Genomic DNA, 16,506 nt, shown 5'->3' on the forward strand with positions numbered 1-16,506 from the left:
AACGAAGCTAAAAAAGAAAACTATACGGTATTTTTCCCATTTTTTGGTTAAGCTTGGTCATGAAAATTCATAAAGATGATTAAAAAAATTGAGACTTGATACCTATGTTAGAAAAGTATTTAAAAAAACTTCCTTTTTATAATGAGACTTGGTTTCAGTTTGTTTTATTTGTCATAAGACGTTTTGAAGCAGATCGTTGTCGTGAACAGGCAGGTTCACTAACCTATACCACGTTATTTGCAGTTGTGCCCATGTTAACTGTTTTCTTGGTCATCATTTCTTCCATTAAAGCGCTTGAGCCGGCAAGACAACAATTACAACAACTGATTTATAGTAATTTCTTACCGAGATCCACGATTGCTTTTGATAAAGCCTTCAATGCCTTTACCGATAAATCCAGCAATCTAACCGTTATTGGGATTTTATTTCTATTTATCACCACGGTGATGATGCTAACCAGTATCGAAACCGTTTTTAATCGCATTTGGCGAGTCCGGGAAACACGTGGCGGCATTATTGGCTTTATGCGTTATTGGACCATTATTTCACTCGGTCCAATTTTATTAGGTAGTGCATTCGCTATTTCATCTACCGTAGCATCGTTAAATGTGCTGAGCAATAATTTTGCCGGCTACGAGTTAAATGGCGAGTTTATCTTTTGGTGTATTTCCTTTGTCCTGACCATTCTGGGTTTTTTCATTTTAAATTGGACTATTCCTAATCGGACTGTTCCGATCAAGGCGGCTTTGATTGCAGGTACATTTAGTGCGGTGGTATTTGAATTATTAAAGAATCTGTTTGGCGTAATCATGTCCAATTTCACCAGTTATGAAATTGTTTATGGTGCTTTTGCTGCCGTGCCAATTTTCCTGCTATGGATTTTCTTGTCCTGGAACATTGTCTTGTTAGGCGTTGAAATCAGTTATGCGCTGACGGCATTTCATTCAGGCAAAGAACAGAAGCGACATCCTGTGATTATGCTGCTGGATTTATTGGAACTGTTTTATAAAAAACAACTTAAAGGCGAAAGTATCTCTGATGAAGAAGCTTTGGGCATTTTGGGCCGTGGAGAAATTGGACGCTGGCCTTCTTATGTACTGATGCTCGAAAAACAGAACTTAGTTAAACGTACCGACAATGACGAGTTTGTTTTAGCACGCAATTTGGATCAAGTCGATTTCTGGAGTTTCTATACCCAGTTACCCTACCCACTTCCACGCCGTCAAGATATGGGCAATATTCATCCTGACGATGTATGGATGCAAAAACTGGGTCCTGCACTGATTGAAACAGATGACTATCTTTCAGCAAAACTGGCGATTCCCTTATCCAAAATTCTGGAAGAGAAATAGAACGCTCTTTCTCTCACACCACCGAGTGTTGAGGAAATTTATCCAAGATAAAATATCTCTCCTTCCTTCTTAAAAGAGGAAGGGATATGGATAAGGCTTAAATTTCCGCAGTGTTCTTCCAGCAAATCATGGCCCCGAAAGTCACCAAGCATGTCCCGATCCAAAAGGTAAGACTGGGTGTTGCATCCAAAATCAGCATCGACATAAAGGAAGATAAAACAGGCATAAAATAGGTAGCGAGAATCAGCAGCTTGATATTGCCGAACTGTAAACTCTGATTCCAATTGCTATAAGCAATCCCTACCAAACCACCTGTCACTGCAATCAATAGCCACATATTCAGCTGTGGAAAAATAAAAGCCTGATCCATCATAAAATGAATGCACCATAAGGCGATCGCCGTCACCAGAAAAAATAACGGCACCGCATTTTGCCCTTGGGCATATTTTTTGGTCAGTACGCTATAACACGGCCAAAGCAAAGCCCCTAAAAATGCAAAACAATAGGCCATTGGATTTTGTTGCAGTATTTGTAGAAATTGCTCCAGATTCAAAATGTCGGGATTAACCACCAGCAATAACCCAAGGACAGAAACAATAAATCCGACAATCACCGGCCAACGATAATTCAGCTGCTTGGCCAATATTGAAAAGACAATGGTGAGAGGCGGCCACAAATAATTGATCATCGCGATAATCAGCACCTGATCATGATTTTGTGACAAGGCAATCGAAACTAAAAATAGAATTTCATAAGCCACAAATAAAGCGCCACAGCCCCACAAATAAGCTTTCGATATGTGCTGAAAACGCGGCAGCCCATTCAACACTAAAATAGCCATCGCACTAAAACTATAAATCAGCGCAATGGCTGAAACAGGACTTAATGATTCAGTAATCAGTTTAACCACTGCAACCAGACTTGCCCAAATCAAGATGGATGACAAGCCGATCAAGGTGGCTTTATTGAATGCTTTCATGCTTTGCTATTTTTCGGCTTTAACCAGCCCTGTAAACTTACGACCAACACACCCATCATCACCATGACTGTACCGATAATAAAATTCATTTCGATGCTTTCATTCAACAACCACACACCAAACAACATGCCAAACAATGGCGTTAAAAATGAAAATACGCCTAAACGTGAAGCCAAATAGCTTTTCAGCAGCCAGAACCAGATCAGATAACTGGCAAATGAAATAACGATACTATGAAAGATCAAACTGCTAATGGCAAGGCTTGTCCAATGAATGCTGGCTTGTCCCAACACGAAAGTTAAAGGGAACAGGAACACAAAACCACCTGCCAATTGATAGAACAAAGTCTGAGTTGCTGGTGCATCGGAAAGCTTGGTTAAACGGACAGAAATTGTGGTGGCTGCCCAAAGTATGCCTGCCAATAAAGCGAGCAAATCCCCAAATAGCATTTGCGATAGGTCTTGCCCTGAACTGCCATCGCGTCCAACAAATGTCACCACGATGCCTAAAAATGCGATAAAAATACCGCTCCACTGCAAAATGGATAAGCGTTCTGAAGGCAATTTCCAATGCAGACCTAAAGCCACAAAAATAGGTGCGGTATAAAGTAGAACAACGGCATGCGAAGCAGAAGTAAATCGAATGGCTTGAGCAAGCATAAAGAACTCAGCTGCAAATAATAAAGCTACAACTAAACCCGGATACAAATAATCTTTGCTCCATAGTGAGTTCCCTTCCCCAAGCTTGATCAGTGGATAGACCATTAAGGCGGAAAGCCCTGATCGCAAGGCGACTTGCATTAAAGAAGAAATATCGGGAGCTGCCATTTTCAAGACGACTTGTTGCAAGCCCCAAAGAATACACAAGCCAAACATGATGGTAGATGCTCGTACATCCAGTGCCTTGCGTTCTATCACTATTATTCCTTGAAACTTACCGTATTTTTTACGCGTCCAAAGATACGCTAAACCGCTCAACTTTGAAATTGCAGAGAATCTAAAAAAGTATTCAGCGTCATATATATTTTTAAAAAAAAGGACTGCCAAAGCAGTCCTTTTTATTCATTCAAAGCTTAAGCCTGAACAAAGGTTTTCCAGACAAACTCTTGGGTTTGACCTTGTAACGTCATGGTCAGTTGATCGCCTGCTTTTAATGCTGCCACACCTGCAGGTGTACCGGTCATCACCACATCACCTTCTTCTAAAGTGAAGACTTGGCTGATGTCGGCAAGCAAAGTGGCAATATCAAAAATCAGTAAAGAGGTATCACCTTTTTGACGCAGCTCATCATTGACATGCAAGGTGTAATGCACATCTTTCCAGTCTTTGACTTCTGACAGTTCCACCCAGTCTGCCAAGACACATGAACCATCAAATGCTTTGGCACGTTCCCAAGGCTGACCTTTCTTTTTCAGGTCGTCTTGTAAATCACGTAGCGTCAAGTCTAAACCCAAAGTCACTGCGCCCACGGCTTTTAAGGCTTTGGCTAGATCAGTTTCTGCCTTTAAAGTACGGTCTATACGCAAACTCAATTCACACTCATAGTGACAATTGCCCCACGCTGGGTTCCATGAAATGCCTTGTTCTAAACTCGCCAAACTGCTTGGCGGCTTAATGAATAAAACTGGACGATCAGGAATAGCATTTCCTAATTCTTTGGCATGGTCTGCATAGCTACGACCGACACAGACAATTTTAGATGGACGTGTACTCATGATCTTCCCTTTTTTATTTCACTTTTACTGTATTTTAAAGCTTACTTTTTAAATGTATTTTCAAATACGGTCTGATCCGCAGATTGCTCAAAAGCGCGTTTCGGCACAATAATGACGGTACGATTTTTCAATTCAATCATATAGGTCAGCTTACCTGTGGCAAAGTTTTGTACTTCGCTATAGTTGAAAATTTGCTTACGACCATTGGCATAAATTTCTACATAATCTTGAAATAATTCGATGCCCTGTTCACTTTTACCAAACTGGTATTTCACAAATTGACGTTTAAACATCATCGGTAAAAACCAGTAACGCATAATCAATTGTAAAATTAAAAAGAAAGCACCCAGCGCAACATAATAGCGCCCCACGCCATTAAAGCCGAGGTAAAAACCCCAAACAATGATCCCGATACTCACCAACGGGGTAATAAAGCGTGTGAGTTGCTTTTTACCAAAAGTAGCAAGGGCAAAACCATCTTGTGATTCTTCCAGGTTTAAGGAATAACGTAGCGATACAGCGGGCTTGGTCTCTGACATAAGTGATCATCAAATTATTACAACAATTGCGCTAGATATTACACCAGATTCAGCCTTTTCCTTATTGTTTTTGCCAGCCTAAATTACATAAGTTCGCTTCACAATTACTGGGAAATTGATTAAAACATCAGCATATACTCATAAAAAGCATAAACAGGATGTAATATGCAAAACAATAACTACAGATACAGCCTATTGATTCTGTGCTGCCTGTGCGCTATGCCAGTTTCGGCAAAAATCATTCCATGGAAAGAACAAATTCCCAGCAGCTTAAATGTATTTCAAGGCAAGGCTCAACCACTGGCGGACTTAACTGCAAACCGTATTTTAATTTATGCCCATCCTGCGCAATCCATTACTTTACCGACCTTTAAAAATCCACAAAGTATGACAGGCAAGTTTTATACCGGTGCAGTGGTTGTTCCTGCAAATAGCCAAAATGTGGCGCGGCTTTTAAGTAACTATAGCGGGTACAATGGACTATTTCCGGTATTAAAATCTTCAAAGGTCTTGGAACAACAAGGCAGCATTACCCAGATGAAGTATCAGGTGCATATTCCCACCCCTATTCCAATATTAAACTTTAAAGAAAATGTGGTGATGCAGCATCATTTAACAGCCAATAGCATTTCCACCATTGTTCTGGATGCGCCCATTCCTTACGGCGCGGGCAAAATTGAATGGTTTGATTTAGGCAGTAATAAAACTTTAATTACCCTTACCCAATGGGGTGATTTGAACCAGCCTAAAGGCTTTTTATTCAGTACCATTCTGAAGGCCATTCCAGAGGCCAAACTCGGCATTCCCTCGGGCACCAACGCTTTTTTATTAGAAGCCTTGCAACAACACTTTAAAACACCCACATATCAAACCTTAAAAGCTGGAAAGTTACCCGAACCCCACTTAAGCTCGAGCCAAGTTCAAAAAATTGCAGCGCTGAGTCAACAATCACAAGAGCCGGTTTCTTTTATCCTGCCATCTAATAAAGTACCTTATCAGCATGGTTTGGAAAGCTTGCGTTTTAGTAGCAGTTATCAATATTTCGCCAAAAGTCCGCAACAAATGCAGCACTGGCTGAATGCTCCTTCTTATCAAGAACTTTTTCCACGCCAGATTAAAGACATCGAAATTAAAAAAATTGATCCCAACACCTTTGATGCCGACTATAAAATTTCAGTCGGCTTAGGCGTGATCAATATTCCATTTGATTTTAAGCTACGTTTTGACTATCCCAACAGTTTAGAAAATCAGTTTGATGCCGTGGGTGGTGATTTGCAATTTGTCAAAGGCGGGATACAGCTGATTCCTCAAGATAACGGTACGCTATTAAACGTTACCAGTGCCATGAAAATTCACGACAAGGCACCATTTCTACTTCGGGCGATGCGAAGCATGCCTTATCACGACATGTTGCCAGCACTTGGTGGTAATACCGTGTTTGCATTGAAGATTAAACAGAAGATGAAATAATTGTTTAACACTTTTAATTTATTCTAGGCACAAAAAAACCGCAATTAAGCGGTTTCTTCCAGTTTTACATCTGTCGATGTGTTCAAGTTGGTGCGCTCAGAGAGATTCGAACTCCCGACCCCTTAGTTCGTAGCCAAGTGCTCTATCCAGCTGAGCTATGAGCGCGACGTCTTGATGTGGTGCATTATACGCGTTTTTAACTGTCTGTTAAGTGCTTTTTAACAAATACGCAATCAAGTGGACAGTTATTGGGCAAAATTGGATTTTTCATCTATTTTTTAAACAAAAATAGCCAATTTAGTGATTTCTCACGACCTCTTTCCCAAAAGCTGATCTTGAGATCAGCAACAAGCACTGAAAATACATCAATGCTCTAGATTATGACACTCAGGAAACTTATCTGATTGGTAGAGACCGATGTGAAGCCGTTTAAATACTACCTGTTGTTCTAGAATATTAAGTAACCACAGGAAAATATGCATGTAATTTCATAAATATATTTATGGCAATAAAGAGAATTTTTTAATTTTCTCCTTTTTTTCTTGATAGGCTTGGGTATCAGCCACAATTAATTGTTCTCTTAAATCTTTATACTCTTCCCAATGAAATGGTGGAATTGTATTTGGGGGATAAGGTTTTTGTTTATTACTTGATGCATATACTTCATTTCCACAAATAAATTCACATGCAGCTTTTGCACCTAATGCAAATAGTGCGGCTTTCTTTTCATCCGACATATTGAAGTCAAGAATACCAAATGTATCTGATTCATTATGCTTGATTTTCCCTAATATTCTTCTCACAATATTATTCGATTTATTTTTATTAGTGGGTACATACTTTTGTGAAGTGTCTATATATGTAATCAATTGTTTGTAATCATCATTATTAAGCAAAAAAGTATAATCATTGGTATGAATGGTCGTTTTGACGAGTGCTGTTAAATAGTCAGATATACTGTCTACTGTTGAAGCTTTTTTCCTACTAATATCAAGTTTGACTCCAAATGTCGGACATAATGGAATGCTGTCCCGAGAATGAAAAACATCAATTGGAAAATTAGAGATCACACCACCATCAACAAGATAAGCAACTTCAGGAGGATTCCCTTCAAAACCAGTCAATACCTGCCAAAAATCTTCACGCTTTTCAGGTATCTTATTGATTCGAACAGGTTCAAAAAACAATGGAATGGACATAGAAGCCCTGACATAGTGTTTGGGATGAACTTCTAGGGGATTCTTCCAATATAAATACCCCATTTGAGGAAAAATAATTTTACTTTCAGTGGTAATATCCGATGCAATAATAGCCAACCTACTAGTTTTGAAATTATTTTCAAAGCGTATCTGATCAAGAACAGGATATTTTCTTTTGCTAATTTCTCTAATTTTTAAATTTTTGTTCTCAAGTTTTTTAAAAAGTTTAGCCGTTGTTGAGGCATTATGCTGATTTAAAATGCTTTCTAACCAGTTTTCAAAGTACTGCCCCGGGTTGATACCCAGTTTATTTTTGCTAAATTTTCCGAGAGTTAAAAGACCTAACAGTTTTGGAAACATTGCAAAAAATGGATGATCTTTTTGCTCAATATCACTCGCTAATTCTTGAGCTAGAACCCCACCATCAACAAAACTTTTTAAATCCATTTTATTAAAAATAGCAAGGAGCTCTTCACTTTTTTTGTCAGATGATTGCCCTAAAGCTGCAAGAACTATCGCATTTATTGCACCTGCTGAAGTCCCTGCTAAGTTTAGAAAACGAATACCTGCTTGTTCTAGTGTGTATGTATAACCGATTAATGCAAGTCCCCACACCACACCTCCTTCTAATACTAAATCAATATATTGGTTGCCTTGGTGATCGGTAATATCCGAGATTGGCTGCGCCGTAATTTTATTTCGAATTGAATTGATATAGCCATTTTGGCCATGAATGTCTTGATCATCTTTGATTAACGCAAGTAGAGCCATATTCAAACCCTCACTATTATAATTTCTCGGACGTAAAACCTTTTTATTGAATTAATAAACTAAACCTAAATATAAAAAAACTCTATGTTTGAAACTCTTTCTGACAAATGCAGTGAGGCATATTTTTGAAAATATTTAAGCAGTTTTAAGGGGAAGCTATAACTAAATTTCAGACACAAAAAAAACCGCAATTAAGCGGTCTCTTTCAGTATTACATCTTCTAATATAAATCATAGGGTCTTATTTCAACAAATCAAAACTCATTCCATCCAGACAATGATTTTATCATTTAGCATTACCCCACCCTACCCATTTTCACTTCTCCTACCCGCTTGTAATAAGTGAACACCACACCACTTGATGTGACCAAGCTATCCGTTAATTCAAAAGCCGTGGGAGTTGAACCCTCAGCAAATAAACATTTACCTGTACCCAGGATAATAGGAAAAGTCATCAAACAAAGTTCGTCAACCAGATCATGTTTGAAAAGTGTCTGGGTCATATTGGCACTGCCATGAACTTTGATATCACCACCTTCTGACGCTTTGAGCTTTTTCACATCATCAACATTTTTCAAAAAGACAGAATTTTGCCAGTCCGAGTGCCCCAAGCTACTGGACATCACATACTTAGTGACATCATTGATTCCTGCCCACATCTCCGCATGCTTTGGCCAGTAAGCTTCCCAAATATTAAAAGTATTTTTTCCCAAAAGAATATCTGTGGACTGCATCCATTTTTGCATGATCGTATTGACTACTTCGTCTGCATCGGCCAAATAAGGGGCAACCCAGCCACCATATTTAAAGTTGCCTGATTGATCTTCCTCTGGTCCACCTGGTGCTTGAATAACGCCATCTAAAGTTATAAATTCCTGCACAATTATTTTTCTCATCTTAATTTTTCTCGTATCAACCCTTTATTTTGTTTATTTTATAGCTCAGTATTTGTTTTTATTATTCAGCTTATTTCAATTCTATAAACTTCAGACACAAAAAAACCGCAACATGTGCGGTTTTTTCCAGTTTTACATCTGTCGATGTGTTCAAGTTGGTGCGCTCAGAGAGATTCGAACTCCCGACCCCTTAGTTCGTAGCCAAGTGCTCTATCCAGCTGAGCTATGAGCGCGTACTTGAGTTGCTTTTCAGCATTCGTTACATTTACGTTTAACTTGATTGGTGCGCTCAGAGAGATTCGAACTCCCGACCCCTTAGTTCGTAGCCAAGTGCTCTATCCAGCTGAGCTATGAGCGCATTTCAAGTTATTCGTGGCGGTGAGAGAGGGATTCGAACCCTCGGTGGGCTTTAAGACCCACGCTCCCTTAGCAGGGGAGTACCTTCAGCCACTCGGCCACCTCACCGTAACGAGCCGCCATAATACAAACTAAACTCTACTTCTTCAAGTCACATTTCAAAAAATTCTGATATTTTTAATCAATCATCTATTTTTTATACGATTTCCGGCTATATCGCCCTCTTTCCCCGGTTTTTTCGACAGTTGCTCGTGTGAAATGTGCCGCTTCCCTGTAAAATTGAAATTGAAAACACAATATTGCAATCATTTTCGTGCAGTATCATGCTGCATGACTTATGCTAATCCTATCTTCTGACATGAAGCCAAAGACATTATGAAAAATTGGGTCGACCCTGAAGCTAAGGCTGAAGCCGAACGTTATGACAATCCTATTCCAAGCCGTATTCTCATTTCAGAAACGATTGAAAAATTACAAGCACCACAATCTCATGCAGATTTAGTGGAACACTTTAATATTGCAGATGAAAGAAGTATAGAAGCACTCAGCCATCGTTTAAGTGCCATGGTACGCGATGGTCAATTGATGAAAGATGGATTTAAGTTCCTGCTTGCAACCAGCCAACCGACTCATGAAGCAACTGTATACATCAACTCGAAAGGTTTAGGTACAGCAAAAATTTCCGATCATGATGATATTTTATTGCCAGAACGTGAACTGCGTTTGGTCTTTAATGGTGACCGCGTTAAAGTGCGTCAGACTTCGGTTGACCGTAAAGGTAAACCTTGGGGTTTTATTACTGAAGTTGTACAGCATCGTGTAAAACAGATTATTGGTAAAGTTGCGGTTTACGACGGCGAATACTTTATTCAGCCTGCAAATCCAAATGCACATCAACCAATTACCTTAGAAAAAGAACTGATTGAACATGCCCACGTCAAGGTCGGTGATTCTGTTCGTGTAGCCATTGATGATTACCCGACCCGTGAAGAATTGCCTACAGGACACATCGTGCAATCGATGGCGGACAAGGCAGACACTGAAATCATTATTCCGCAAACCATTTTAGAATTTGGTTTGCCGTATGAATTTCCGGAAGAAGTGGTTCGTGAAGCAGAAAGCTTTAAAGAACCAAATGAACAGGATCGCCAAGGTCGTATCGATTTACGTGATTTAGCCTTAGTTACTATTGATGGTGAAGATGCGCGCGACTTTGACGATGCGGTGTATGCTGAAAAACGTCCAGGTGGCGGTTACCGTGTGGTGGTTGCGATTGCTGACGTCAGTCATTATGTACGTAACGATCACCCGCTGGATGAGGAAGCAAAAGAACGTGGTACTTCAGTGTATTTCCCGCACTACGTTTTGCCAATGTTGCCTGAAGCACTCTCCAATGGTTTGTGCTCACTGAATCCACACGTAGACCGTCTATGTATGGTGTGTGATTTGACCTTATCCCGCGCGGGTAAAGTGACAGGCTTCCAGTTCTATCCATCAGTGATGCATTCAAAAGCACGCTTGACCTATACTCAGGTTGCGCAATATTTTGATGGCGAAAGCGATGCGATTCCTGACGACCGCAGTGTGCACAAGTCATTGAATACCCTGTTCCAACTGTATCAGACCCTCAAAGGTTTACGTGCCGAACGCCATGCGATGGAATTCGAAACCGTTGAAACCTACATGACTTTTGATGAGTTAGGCGGGATTAAAGAAATTCTGCCTCGTTCACGCAATGAAGCGCATAAACTGATTGAAGAATGTATGTTGCTTGCCAATGTGGCAGCAGCAGAATATGCCTTAGAAAATGACATTCCAATGTTGTACCGTGTGCATGAGCCACCTGAATTTTCGCGTATCCAAAAAGTTCGTGAGTATGTGAAGTTGCTTGGCCTGCCATTTCCTGAACAGCCAACCCAAAAAGATTACCAAGCGGTGATTGATGCGACTAAAGACCGTATTGACGCGCCAAGTATTCATGCCGTGTTGTTACGTTCAATGATGCAGGCCTATTACGGCGCAAACAACGCCGGGCATTTTGGTTTGGCTTATGATGCCTATACGCACTTCACTTCACCAATTCGTCGTTACCCTGACTTGCTGTTGCACCGTGCCATCAAAGCGCATTTAAAACAAAAGCCTTTCGCGCTTTCAGGTGCCGCTTTAGATGATGCCGGAGAACATTTCTCTCAAACTGAACGCCGTGCTGACGAAGCATCTCGCTCTGTGACCACATGGTTGAAATGTCACTATATGCAGCAGCATTTAGGTGAAGAATTTGTGGGTATCATCAGTGCAGTGGCTGAATTTGGTTTATTCGTCACCCTTAAAGACCTCTATGTCGATGGCATGATTCATGTTAGCCAATTGGGCGATGACTTCTTTGTTTATGATCAAGCCAACCAAAGCTTGATCGGTCAAAGTCGTGGTCAAACCTTTAGTCTGGGTGATGAAGTCAAAATTAAAGTTGCAGCCGTGAATCTGGAAGATCGTAAGATTGACTTTCAACTGTTGCAACAAATGACTCATGCCGGTCGTGCTATTCGTAGCCGAGCACCGCGTGTTGCCAAAACTACAGCGAAAGAAGAGGTTTATACCCCTCGTGCTAAAGCCGTAGTCAGTGAAGATGGTGAACAGCCCATTCGCAAGAAAAAGCCAAAAACCAAGTCAGATGCTTTTGCTAAAAAGTCAGATAAAAAACCTGCAGCTAAATCGGACCTAAAAGCCAAAGATAAAGACAAAGTGAAGAAAAAGTCTAAGCCAAAAAAGAAAAAGGCCAATGCGAAACCTAAGATAGAGTAAATTCAAAAAAGAGAGCTTCGGCTCTCTTTTTTTATTTATAATCAGCACACTATAAAAAATTAAAAAGATCTATGCCAATTCTTCAAATCACAAAATTTTACTACCATTACTATGTATGTCTTCTTATGTTCTGTTTGATGATCAGCGGAACTATTTATCTCTTATGCAGTAACTTCTCCCCAACTCCGACGATCCAAATCATCGCCCTAACCATTTCAGTCATTCTCTATATTTGGCTGCTGTTATATTTTATTTACTTAAATAAACGCCAAGAGTGGTTTATTCCTCATCACTGGAAAAATGTTCGCAAAAGACCTAGGTTCTACTGCTTGCTAATTTTTCCACTCGTTATTATTTTTCTATTTTGGCTCAATCTTTCTGGCACACTTCTCATGTTTTATACAGCGATGGTCGGAAAACAGCAGCTGATCCATACGCAAGCCCAAGCTACTAAAAATTCGTTTAAAGGTAAAATCTCTTATTACTTGAAAACACCTTATAGATCCTCTCCAATTTTTAAAATCAGCCCTGAGCAATATCAGCGCTACCAGAATCAGCAAGTCCGCCTACAATTGACCATTCGCCAAAGTTCAGTTGGAACATCCGTCAAATCTATTAATCATATTCAGGTTAAGCCGAAAACTACCAATAAGGAACAATAAATCCTGATCGAGTCTTGATTTCCCCTGTCATAAGCCCTACATCTACTAATAAGTTTATAAATGATATGGCGTATAGAAATGACTTTAGAAAAGGCGACTTTGCCTGTTCCACAATTTGATCAAATTCAACTTGCAGATTTAAAACAACAGATTGAACAAGCCATTCAACAAGGACAAAACTTTTTAAATAATTTAACTGAAGTCCCTGACAGTATTCAGGCACAACAGGCCGTATTAGATCAGGTCGATACCCTCGAAAATAATATGAGTGAATCCTGGGGTGTGCTGTCACATCTAAATGCGGTGATGAACAATGCAGAAACCCGCGAACTCTATCAATCCCTGCTGCCTGCTTTAAGCGAATACTATACTCAACTGGGTCAACACACGGTGTTGTATCAAACCTATCAACATGTACATGATGCGCCCCAGTTTAATACGCTTCCTGCTGCACACAAAAGTGCGATTAAACTGGCACTCCGTGACTTTAAACTTTCAGGTGTGGCTTTAAAAGGCGAAGCCAAAACACGTTATGCGGAAATTTCTGCACGTTTATCTCAGCTTTCATCTGACTTCTCCAATCATGTGCTGGATGCAACCCAAGCCTACTTCAAACCACTGACTGAAGAACAACTCAAAGGCTTACCGCAAAGCAGCATCGATCTACTCAAACAATATGGTCAGCAACGTGAACTTGAACAGGCGGTTGCCACTTTAGATATTCCCTCTTATCTTGCCATCATGACCTATGCAGATGATCGTGCCTTACGTGAGGAACTGTATAAAGCCTATACCACACGTGCCTCTGATCAGTCTGAACATACAGAGTTTGATAACACCAAAATCATCGAAGAAATCTTAAGCCTGCGTCACGAAATGGCACAGCTGTTAGGCTTTAACAACTATGCCGAGCTTTCGCTGGCCAGCAAAATGGCACCTGATGTAGAAACTGTCGATAAATTTCTGGTTGACCTAGCCGAACATGCCCGTGCACCAGCAACGCAAGAAATTGCCGAACTCAAAGCCATCGCATCTCAAGACGGGATTCAGGATTTACAACCTTGGGATACCGGCTACTATTCTGAAAAGCTCAAAGTTCAGCAATTCAATTTATCTCAAGAATCATTAAAACCCTACTTCCCTGCACCGAAAATTCTGCAAGGCCTGTTCAGCATTGTGAATCGTCTTTACGGCATCAACATTGTGGAACGGGAAGCGCCAGTTTGGCATTCCGATGCACGTTATTTTGAACTGGAAGATCAAGGCAATGTAGTTGGCGGTTTTTACTTTGATCTGTATGCCCGCAGTGGAAAACGCGGTGGTGCATGGATGAGTGGCTTCCGTTCACGCATGCAAACTAAAAATGGCTTACAAAAACCGATTTGCTACATGGTGTGTAACTTCACTCCTGCGGTCGGCGATCAACCGGCACTGCTCACCCATGATGAAGTGAATACCTTATTCCATGAATTTGGTCATGGCTTGCATCACATGTTGACCGAAGTCGACCATATTGCGGTAGCAGGAACGCACGGCGTCGATTGGGATGCTGTCGAACTGCCAAGTCAATTTATGGAATTCTGGACGTGGGATACCGACAGTCTGGATCTGCTCAGCGAACACATCGAAACCAAACAGCATCTTCCACAAGATTTACTCAAATCTTTACTCGATGCACGTTTTTTCCAGTCCGGCATGCAAACCTTGCGTCAGATCGAATTTGCCTTGTTTGACTTGTCGATTCACAAGCACAGCTCCGCTTTAAATGCAGAACAAGTCCAAGCCACCCTGGATGATATTCGTCAAAAATATGCGGTCGCACCAACGGCAAGTTATAACCGTTTTCAGCATAGTTTTAGCCATATTTTTGCCGGTGGCTATGCTGCAGGTTATTACTCGTATAAATGGGCGGAAGTTTTGGCCAGTGATGCCTTTGATCGTTTCGAACAGGAAGGAATTTTTAATGTTCAGACCGGAAAAGAATTTCGTCAATTTATTCTAGCAGTTGGCGGAAAAGATACAGCACTTGATGCGTTTATCAATTTCCGCGGACGCGAGCCAAAAATAGATGCGTTATTACGTCATCAAGGTTGGACGAACCCCTCTAAAAACGCTTAAACTAGGCGCCTTAGATTGATCAGAAGGTAAGTAAGATGGCTATTAAACGTCGTTTCATTGCAGGTGCAAAATGTCCTAAATGTGAAGCGCTAGATAGAGTAGTCATGCTTACCTCTGGCGAAGATGAATGGATTGAATGTGTTGAATGCGATTATACAGAAAACCGCCCAACGCATATTGATGAACCACAAATGCCGGAAGTACCGGATGAAGTGGGCGTTATTCAATTCAAACCTCGTCAGCCAAAATAAAAACAGGTTCAACACATGACGTTAGATCAAAGAAATAGCCCAAAACTTTTGTTGGGCATTACTGGGGGCTTGGTTGCAATCATTGTGCTTTTTTTGGCATATCAATGGTTTTTTGCAACATCAAACGAAGTACTTCCTGAACATGAAGGAACCAGCTTAAATACACCGGCAAAGCCTGCGGCTTCTGCTGAAGCTAAACCGACTGAACCCGAAGTTGCGACAGATGAAAAAACCATTCAATTGGTCGATGAAAAAATTCTGAAAACAGCTGTTCCAGAGAATGAATCATTAGCTAAAGAAGAAGTCGCTAAACTGGAAGATATTCAAATGCAACTGAAGGATCAGGAAGCCATATTGAAAGCACAACATGCAGATGCCGATGACTTAGTTGCACTAAAAGAAGAGCAAATTAAATTACTCGAAGCTCAACTGGCTCAGAAACAATAATTTTATAATGGAAGATTCAGCTAAAATCTCAGCAAACATTCTAGCTGATTTTTTTCATGCCTATAGCTACAAGCAATCGCAACTTATTTAAAGCGCTTGCTTTTCTCACCTGCTCTGCTTTTCTCTTTTCCCTGATGGGTGTCTGTATTCGTTATGCATCGCATACGGTCGATAATCCCACGATTGTCTTTTTCCGAAATTTTGTCGGCTTATTCATTTTCCTTCCACTCATTTTTAAGCAAGGGACGGAATTTTTTAAAACTGAAAAAATCTGGATGCATAGCTGGCGTGCAGTCATTGGGCTGATTGCAATGTATGGTTTCTTCTATGCCATTGCACATTTAAAGCTGTCCAATGCCATGGTATTTACCTACTCATCCCCGATTTTTATTCCGTTGATTGCCTGGCTATTCCTCAAAGAAAAAATCACCAACTCCATGTTACTTGCTGCAGCCATTGGTTTAATCGGTGTGATATTTGTCGCCAAGCCGGATGCAGGTATGTTTAATCAAATGTCAGTAATTGGACTAGGCGCAAGCTTCTTGGCCGCCATGGCATTTGTCACTGTTCGAGCACTGACCAGTACCGAGTCGCCTGAAAAAATCGTGTTCTATTTCTGCTTTATCGGCACCCTTATTTCGATGGTTCCGATGTTTTGGCTATGGCGTCCATATACTTGGACTGAACTGGTTTTTCTGATGTGTGCAGGATTACTGGCGAATATCAGTCAAATTTTTATGTCGAACGCCTATAAACTTGCACCCGCAGGACAGATTGGACCGGTAAATTATATTGCGATTATCTTTGCCGGCATCTGGGGTTTTATGTTTTGGCGAGAAATGCCTGATCAATATAGTTTGATGGGTTTTGCACTGATTCTTAGTGCGATTGTGCTATGTAGTCCTTTAGTACAAAAGCGTTCAGCACAATAAGCAAAAATAACATGCCAT

General features: G+C 40.6%; 14 protein-coding genes and 4 tRNA genes. 8 read left to right on the forward strand and 10 right to left on the reverse strand.

Annotation, left to right across the window (positions count from 1 at the left end):
• Positions 1–104: 104 nt before the first annotated feature.
• Positions 105–1,352 (forward strand): YihY family inner membrane protein, encoded by a 1,248-nt coding sequence (locus tag HLH14_RS07855; protein WP_067723756.1) that lies wholly within the window; start codon positions 105–107, stop codon positions 1,350–1,352.
• A gap of 97 nt (positions 1,353–1,449) precedes the next feature.
• Here the strand turns inward: HLH14_RS07855 and yddG are convergent, their stop codons facing one another.
• The 4 genes from yddG to HLH14_RS07875 all read right to left on the reverse strand — a co-directional run bounded on the left by yddG (position 1,450) and on the right by HLH14_RS07875 (position 4,584).
• Entirely contained in the window at positions 1,450–2,331 is an 882-nt protein-coding gene (gene yddG / locus HLH14_RS07860; RefSeq protein WP_067723757.1) for an aromatic amino acid DMT transporter YddG, read from the reverse strand.
• Positions 2,328–3,206: a DMT family transporter gene (locus tag HLH14_RS07865; protein WP_214645732.1), complete on the reverse strand. Its 879-nt coding sequence runs from the start codon at positions 3,204–3,206 to the stop codon at positions 2,328–2,330. Before HLH14_RS07865 ends, yddG begins: the two co-directional genes overlap by 4 nt.
• A 197-nt stretch (positions 3,207–3,403) precedes the next feature.
• Positions 3,404–4,045, reverse strand: a complete 642-nt coding sequence (locus HLH14_RS07870) for a fumarylacetoacetate hydrolase family protein (RefSeq protein ID WP_067723759.1) — start codon at positions 4,043–4,045, stop codon at positions 3,404–3,406.
• A gap of 41 nt (positions 4,046–4,086) precedes the next feature.
• The gene (locus tag HLH14_RS07875) at positions 4,087–4,584 is read right to left on the reverse strand and encodes a YcxB family protein (protein WP_067723760.1); all 498 of its coding nucleotides are present in this window, start codon (positions 4,582–4,584) and stop codon (positions 4,087–4,089) included.
• Positions 4,585–4,803: 219 nt separating this feature from the next.
• Between HLH14_RS07875 and HLH14_RS07880 the strand changes: the two genes are divergently transcribed.
• Positions 4,804–6,054, forward strand: a complete 1,251-nt coding sequence (locus HLH14_RS07880; protein WP_378320780.1) for an SRPBCC family protein — start codon at positions 4,804–4,806, stop codon at positions 6,052–6,054.
• Positions 6,055–6,142: 88 nt separating this feature from the next.
• Here HLH14_RS07880 and HLH14_RS07885 read toward each other — a convergent pair.
• From HLH14_RS07885 to HLH14_RS07910, 6 genes are all read right to left on the reverse strand, one after another.
• Positions 6,143–6,219 (reverse strand) — tRNA-Arg (locus HLH14_RS07885).
• A gap of 335 nt (positions 6,220–6,554) precedes the next feature.
• Entirely contained in the window at positions 6,555–8,024 is a 1,470-nt protein-coding gene (locus HLH14_RS07890; protein ID WP_067723762.1) for a patatin-like phospholipase family protein, read from the reverse strand.
• 295 nt (positions 8,025–8,319) lie between these two features.
• Complete coding sequence (locus tag HLH14_RS07895; protein WP_067723763.1) at positions 8,320–8,919, reverse strand: dihydrofolate reductase family protein; 600 nt, start codon at positions 8,917–8,919, stop codon at positions 8,320–8,322.
• A gap of 156 nt (positions 8,920–9,075) precedes the next feature.
• A tRNA-Arg gene (locus tag HLH14_RS07900) sits at positions 9,076–9,152 on the reverse strand.
• Positions 9,153–9,200: 48 nt separating this feature from the next.
• Positions 9,201–9,277 (reverse strand) — tRNA-Arg (locus tag HLH14_RS07905).
• Between the two features lie 15 nt (positions 9,278–9,292).
• Positions 9,293–9,384, reverse strand: a tRNA-Ser gene (locus tag HLH14_RS07910).
• 267 nt (positions 9,385–9,651) lie between these two features.
• Here HLH14_RS07910 and rnr point away from each other — a divergent pair.
• From rnr to HLH14_RS07940, 6 genes are all read left to right on the forward strand, one after another.
• Complete coding sequence (gene rnr, locus HLH14_RS07915; RefSeq protein ID WP_171532870.1) at positions 9,652–12,078, forward strand: ribonuclease R; 2,427 nt, start codon at positions 9,652–9,654, stop codon at positions 12,076–12,078.
• 137 nt (positions 12,079–12,215) lie between these two features.
• Positions 12,216–12,740: a hypothetical protein gene (locus HLH14_RS07920; RefSeq protein ID WP_155859802.1), complete on the forward strand. Its 525-nt coding sequence runs from the start codon at positions 12,216–12,218 to the stop codon at positions 12,738–12,740.
• A 63-nt stretch (positions 12,741–12,803) separates the two neighbouring features.
• On the forward strand, positions 12,804–14,858 hold the full coding sequence (locus HLH14_RS07925; RefSeq protein WP_171255162.1) for a M3 family metallopeptidase: 2,055 nt from the start codon (positions 12,804–12,806) through the stop codon (positions 14,856–14,858).
• Between the two features lie 41 nt (positions 14,859–14,899).
• The gene (locus HLH14_RS07930; RefSeq protein ID WP_171255163.1) at positions 14,900–15,109 is read left to right on the forward strand and encodes a YheV family putative zinc ribbon protein; all 210 of its coding nucleotides are present in this window, start codon (positions 14,900–14,902) and stop codon (positions 15,107–15,109) included.
• 15 nt (positions 15,110–15,124) lie between these two features.
• Complete coding sequence (locus tag HLH14_RS07935) at positions 15,125–15,556, forward strand: hypothetical protein (RefSeq protein WP_067723768.1); 432 nt, start codon at positions 15,125–15,127, stop codon at positions 15,554–15,556.
• 56 nt (positions 15,557–15,612) lie between these two features.
• Positions 15,613–16,488: a DMT family transporter gene (locus tag HLH14_RS07940; RefSeq protein ID WP_067723769.1), complete on the forward strand. Its 876-nt coding sequence runs from the start codon at positions 15,613–15,615 to the stop codon at positions 16,486–16,488.
• Positions 16,489–16,506 lie beyond the last annotated feature (18 nt).

Source organism: Acinetobacter terrae (genome assembly GCF_013004375.1).
Taxonomy (GTDB): Bacteria; Pseudomonadota; Gammaproteobacteria; order Pseudomonadales; family Moraxellaceae; genus Acinetobacter; species Acinetobacter terrae.